The sequence below is a fragment of the Bradyrhizobium sp. HKCCYLRH3073 genome, assembly GCF_051167995.1.
Taxonomy (GTDB): domain Bacteria; phylum Pseudomonadota; class Alphaproteobacteria; order Rhizobiales; family Xanthobacteraceae; genus Bradyrhizobium.
This window is the reverse complement of sequence record NZ_JBNPUD010000032.1, coordinates 1-4,744: the sequence shown is the minus strand read 5'-3', so window position 1 is coordinate 4,744 and position 4,744 is coordinate 1. Positions and strand designations below refer to the sequence as shown.

The 4,744-nt window shown below is 55.8% G+C and carries 4 protein-coding genes; 3 read left to right on the top strand and 1 reads right to left on the bottom strand.

All coding sequences use genetic code 11. The annotated features are described in order from the left end of the window. Positions 1-1,370 precede the first annotated feature (1,370 nt). Complete coding sequence (locus ACQR1X_RS32440; RefSeq protein ID WP_316218925.1) at positions 1,371-2,069, top strand: N-acetylmuramoyl-L-alanine amidase; 699 nt, start codon at positions 1,371-1,373, stop codon at positions 2,067-2,069. Positions 2,070-2,079: 10 nt separating this feature from the next. Here the strand turns inward: ACQR1X_RS32440 and ACQR1X_RS32435 are convergent, their stop codons facing one another. Continuing rightward, on the bottom strand, positions 2,080-2,484 hold the full coding sequence (locus tag ACQR1X_RS32435) for a hypothetical protein (protein ID WP_315805872.1): 405 nt from the start codon (positions 2,482-2,484) through the stop codon (positions 2,080-2,082). A 140-nt stretch (positions 2,485-2,624) separates the two neighbouring features. Between ACQR1X_RS32435 and ACQR1X_RS32430 the strand changes: the two genes are divergently transcribed. Then, positions 2,625-2,978 (top strand): hypothetical protein, encoded by a 354-nt coding sequence (locus ACQR1X_RS32430; RefSeq protein ID WP_315805873.1) that lies wholly within the window; start codon positions 2,625-2,627, stop codon positions 2,976-2,978. 851 nt (positions 2,979-3,829) lie between these two features. Then, positions 3,830-4,462, top strand: coding sequence for a peptidoglycan recognition protein family protein (locus ACQR1X_RS32425; protein WP_434900357.1), 633 nt, complete (start codon positions 3,830-3,832; stop codon positions 4,460-4,462). Positions 4,463-4,744: the final 282 nt, after the last annotated feature.

Below are 4,744 nucleotides of genomic sequence, written 5' to 3'. Positions count from 1 at the left end.
ACGTCGGGCCAGTCGCGATTGAAATCGGCGGTCAGGCGTTTCATCTCGCGCCGCCGATCGCACGCTCCACCGCGGCGCCATCGTCGAGCGGCGCGGCTGATGGCGGCGCAGCGGCCGATGGGTTTGCAACGAGTGCGACGCTTGCGACGACCATACACCTCAATGCCATAGCCAGGTTCAGAAGCTCCGATGTTCAATGTTGTCGACTACGATTCAGGACGACGCTCGCGCGGCAGCCCTTGAATAGGCGGGGAACTACGCGTTCGGACGACCAACACTTGAGGATCGGACATGGTGCAGCGATAGTGATCCGGCCTCGGGAGGAGCGGACGCGGTCCAGTCGAGTATAGCTTGATCAGCCGCTGGCGAGCGGATTAGACTGAGTACCCGAATTGAAGAAACGTTCAGAGCAAACAGTGTTTTGTCGTTCCATTACCTTGGTATCGTTGAGCTTCCTGGCCTCAGCCGTCGGCGCTCAGGCGCAGGGCGACCCAACGCAGATTTTCAACGGTGTGTGGGTGGCAGTAAATCCGCCAGGACCGCACGTCGTGTTTAATATGATTAGCCTGGGTCAGAGAGAGGCTAGTTTGCCGATACTTGGCCAAGCCACGATAGGTCCATCCAATGGAGAAGACGGATCAAATTTCCGAATCTCGGGCCCAGGATTCACCTGCTTTTACCTGATACTCACCACCAACCAGCGGACAAGAATGGTCTGGGAGCTGAAGAGCGGTGGGGACGTCTGTTTCAAGTCAGCTGCTTTCGAGCAAGCCGATAGCCCGGTACCGGTACCGGTACCGGTACCAGTACCGGCGCCGGCCCCGTTACCGCCGCCTCCGCCACCGCCTCGCCCCTCCGTCTCTCCGAGCTTCTCCTGCTCCGCTCGATTGAATGAGGCGGAAAGAACTGTCTGTTCAGACGACGGCCTAGCTCAGCTCGATCAAAATCTCGATGCTTTGTATACATCGGCTCAGGCTTACGCTCGCAGCAACGGTGACGCGGCAAGCTCTTCAAGATTGGCTGCAACCGAGAAGAGTTGGTTGTCCAACGATCGAAATGCCTGTGGTACGAATATAACTTGCTTGGCGAGCGCCTATTCGAGGCGGATTTCCCAGTTGAAAGCCTGCTTATCTCGGCTTCGCAGTGGTGACGGCTGCTAACAATTCCTTCGAACTCAACCGTATGATGGATCGGATCGGTCTCCATCGACAAATGCATTAGAAGCGGTGCTTTGGACCAGGGCCTCCATGCGAGCATTGTATTGCCTTCGTACTGTGCTTCTCACGGGCAGCCTTAGCAGTATCGCCCTGATACCCACCGCAGCACCACAGTCGGTGTCCGTGCCGCACTGCACATCGATCGTGAAGGTGATGCTGGACGTCGGCCACACGCCTGAGCAACCCGGAGCGACTAGCGCGCGCGGCGTGCCGGAGTTTGAGTTCAACCTCAGCCTCGCTCGCAGGGTTTCATTAGAACTTGCAAGGTCGGGGTACCTTGTGAGCGTGCTGGTCGTACATGGCATAGGCCAAGAACAGCTCCTCAACCGAGTCGTCCAGGCTAAACGCTATTCTCCAACTCTATTTATCTCCCTTCATCACGATTCAGTTCAGCCGTTGTTTATCCATCAATGGAGCTTCGCCGGACGAGCAAACCACTACAGCGACGAATTTTCCGGCTTTTCGATCTTCCTGTCTGAGCTCACTCCTAAGTTTGCCGAGAGCTTAGCGGCTGCCCAGCTTTTGGCAGATGAACTGATCAGGCAAGGACTGCGGCCTTCGCTGCACCATGCGATGAAGATTCCCGGTGAAGGGCGAAAACTCATTGATCGGCAGCGCGGGATCTATCTGAATGATCGGTTAGCCGTGCTGAAGGACGCTCCCTATCCGGCTCTGCTCCTTGAGGCGGGCGTGATCGTCAACCGAGCGGACGAAATCAATCTTCAAACGGAGACAATTCAGGCGCAAATAGCTCAAGCCATCACTCAAACCGTCAGCGGACGGTTTTGCGGGACCAATGGATCAAAAGCCCCATCGGATCTGCTCGATGAGCACAATTCAGATCGGAAGTAGCCCCAGTCGCTCAGGGCTCCACCCGCCGGTAATCGCCTGCCGCGGCTCTACAGGCCACGTCCGGCCCACCCGTACGGAATGAGAGATTTAGTCCTTCACCGGCAAAAGCATACCGGTAGGCGCACCTAAAACGCGGCCCGACCAGGCAAATATTCGCACCGCCATCGGCACACCTCTCGACCGATCCGACTCCGTTGAAAACGGTTGCCGCCCCCGAAAACGAAATGTTCAAATCACCATTTGACAGAAAGCGAATATTGTCTCCGGATCCACTCTTGAGCCAGTTGCCGAGCAACCGACCATCGAGAAGCCCTTGGGTTTGCGCTTGGGCTTGAGGCAGGAAAAAGGCTGCCCAGAGGCCGGCCACCAGAAGCTTCGAAAAGAAATCAATCTTCCATACCCTAACTATCAACATACTATCCCCCTCTGCCCTTATTCCATGCTCAGTCCGGGCCTCGTCAAAACACTGGAAATCCTAATGCAGTGGTTGTAGCCTTGGCAATGCCGCGCATACGGCTTTTTGAGCTTAGTATATTAACCTGAAGGGGAAGCGCAATGCGCTGTTTTTTGGTCGCTCTCGGGTGCTTTCTTGTTTTTGCAACCGCTAACGCTCGGGCGGACGCGCTGGACATTTTCAACGGCGTTTGGGTTTCGGTCAATCCGCCCGGTCCGCACTTCATCTTCAACAAGGTGGGCCTCAACTCTCGTGAAGCCAGCCTCCCTGTCTTAGGACAGGCGGCCATCCGGGTATCAAACGGCGAGAACGGGTCGAACTTCCTGGTCTCCGGCGAGGGCTTTTCGTGTCAATACTTCGTCGGCAAGATCAACAATAGCGAGATGACCTGGGAGCTCAAAGGTGGCTCATCGGTGTGTTTCCCGTCTGCGCATTTCAAGAAAGATCCTCCCTAGCGCGGAGCAGTGAGCGATGCGCGTTCGCGTCTTTCTCGTTGCCGGAGTGACCAGCGTATCATTGGCTTTCTCGGCAAGTGCGCTCGCCGACGATGCCTTGCAAATGTTCGACGGCGTGTGGGTTTCGATCAGTCCGCCTGGACCGCACATCGTCTTCAACAAGATCGGGCAGACACGCGAAGCTAGCTTACCCAATCTCGGTCAGGCCTCCATCACGAGTTCAAGGGGCGAAAGCGGATCAAACTATCAGATCTCTGGCGCTGGGTTTACCTGTTACTACCTCATTCTTACTACGAATGCTCAAGCCAAGATGGTATGGGAGTTGAAGAGTGGCTCAAGCCCTTGCTTCGCAAATGCCGTCTTGGAAAGGGCCGACTCTGAAAATGAGAGGGCCAACTCGAGTGCTCGACCTGCAACGGCTATAGCACCCGCTGCGCTTCAGGCGCCCAACGCCGCTTTAGCACCCAGCCCTGCGCAGCCGAGCCCGCCCTCGGAAGGAGGCCGCAGGTGCGGTTACTACGCGATAGCATATTGCTCCGAAGATCTAAGTGTCGCCCGTGGAGTCAGCGGTGCGCTTCAAGCACAACTCATCGACACAAATGCTCGTAATTACTATCCCAACTTCCGCGCCGGCTGGTACTGTGTTGGAGTCGGCCCGCTGAATAGGGACACAGCCCAGAGCACCGCACAAGGATACAAGCAGCGCGGATATCCAACAGCGTACTTTAAAAATAGCTGCTGAATTGCGCCTAACTTGGGTGCCGATCGGCCGGCTTGGGCCGCCCTGACCATCGTCTAGGTATTCCTAATAACACCCGAATACGCTCCATTCGAACTTCAGACCCGAAGGAATGGCTATGGGGAAGCAGCTTGTTTTGTTACTCGCGCTCGCTGCAACCCTTTCGAATTGCAGCGCGACCAGTACCGAGCGGTCCTCTGCTGACCGAACCCCAGAAGCTCAGAGCGCACAGCCGGAGATCATCTCGCGCGAACAATGGCGAGCGAAATCGGCAAATGGTGGAATGACAGCCCAGACTGTCATTGGTATTATTATACATCACACGGGCGTTCGCAGTAACATCTCGACGAGCATCGAAGCGAAGATGCGCGGCTTGCAGGCATTCTCGCAGTCGCCGGGTCGAGTCTCACCATCAAAGTCAAAACCATCCTGGCCCGATGTACCTTATCATTTCTATATCGACGCAAGGGGCTCAATCGCTGAGGGACGGGATGTAAGGTTCGCCGGTGACACTAATACGGGCTACGATCCTAGAGGGTACATTCAGATTGCTGTCGAGGGTGACTTCGAACATGAAGCGGTACGCCCAGAGCAAAGAGAGGCATTGCGGGGCCTTTTGAAGTGGCTCTTAGTTCGTTGGAATCTTCCAACGTCCAGCGTCACTATCCACAAACTTCATGCCCCTACCGACTGCCCCGGGCGAAACTTGATACCCGAAATTGAAGCTATCCTGAGGGAGATATAGATGGGTTTAATATTTCGCTGGCTGGACTCGACCACGTGAGACCATCATTTCCGTATCCAGCACCGGCCTCACAAGGCTGGGCTATTGTCTGAGTGCGCATTGTCGATTACTTACAATTGCGAGCCTTTGGCGACCACTCGCTAATTGATGGCTGCCGCAGCTCGATGAGCAAGCACCCAAGTCAAGAACCAATTGAAAATCTTTCCGCCAGCACGAAGCTCTCGCGCGTCCGGGTCACGTCGGGCCAGTCGCGATTGAAATCGGCGGTCAGGCGTTTCATCT

Excerpts from the sequence above, each read along its gene's own strand:
- ACQR1X_RS32435 (WP_315805872.1), bottom strand. The coding sequence starts at position 2,484 with ATGTTGATAGTTAGGGTATGGAAGATTGATTTCTTTTCGAAGCTTCTG.
- ACQR1X_RS32440 (WP_316218925.1), top strand. The coding sequence starts at position 1,371 with ATGCTGGACGTCGGCCACACGCCTGAGCAACCCGGAGCGACTAGCGCG.
- ACQR1X_RS32425 (WP_434900357.1), top strand. The coding sequence starts at position 3,830 with ATGGCTATGGGGAAGCAGCTTGTTTTGTTACTCGCGCTCGCTGCAACC.
- ACQR1X_RS32430 (WP_315805873.1), top strand. The coding sequence starts at position 2,625 with ATGCGCTGTTTTTTGGTCGCTCTCGGGTGCTTTCTTGTTTTTGCAACC.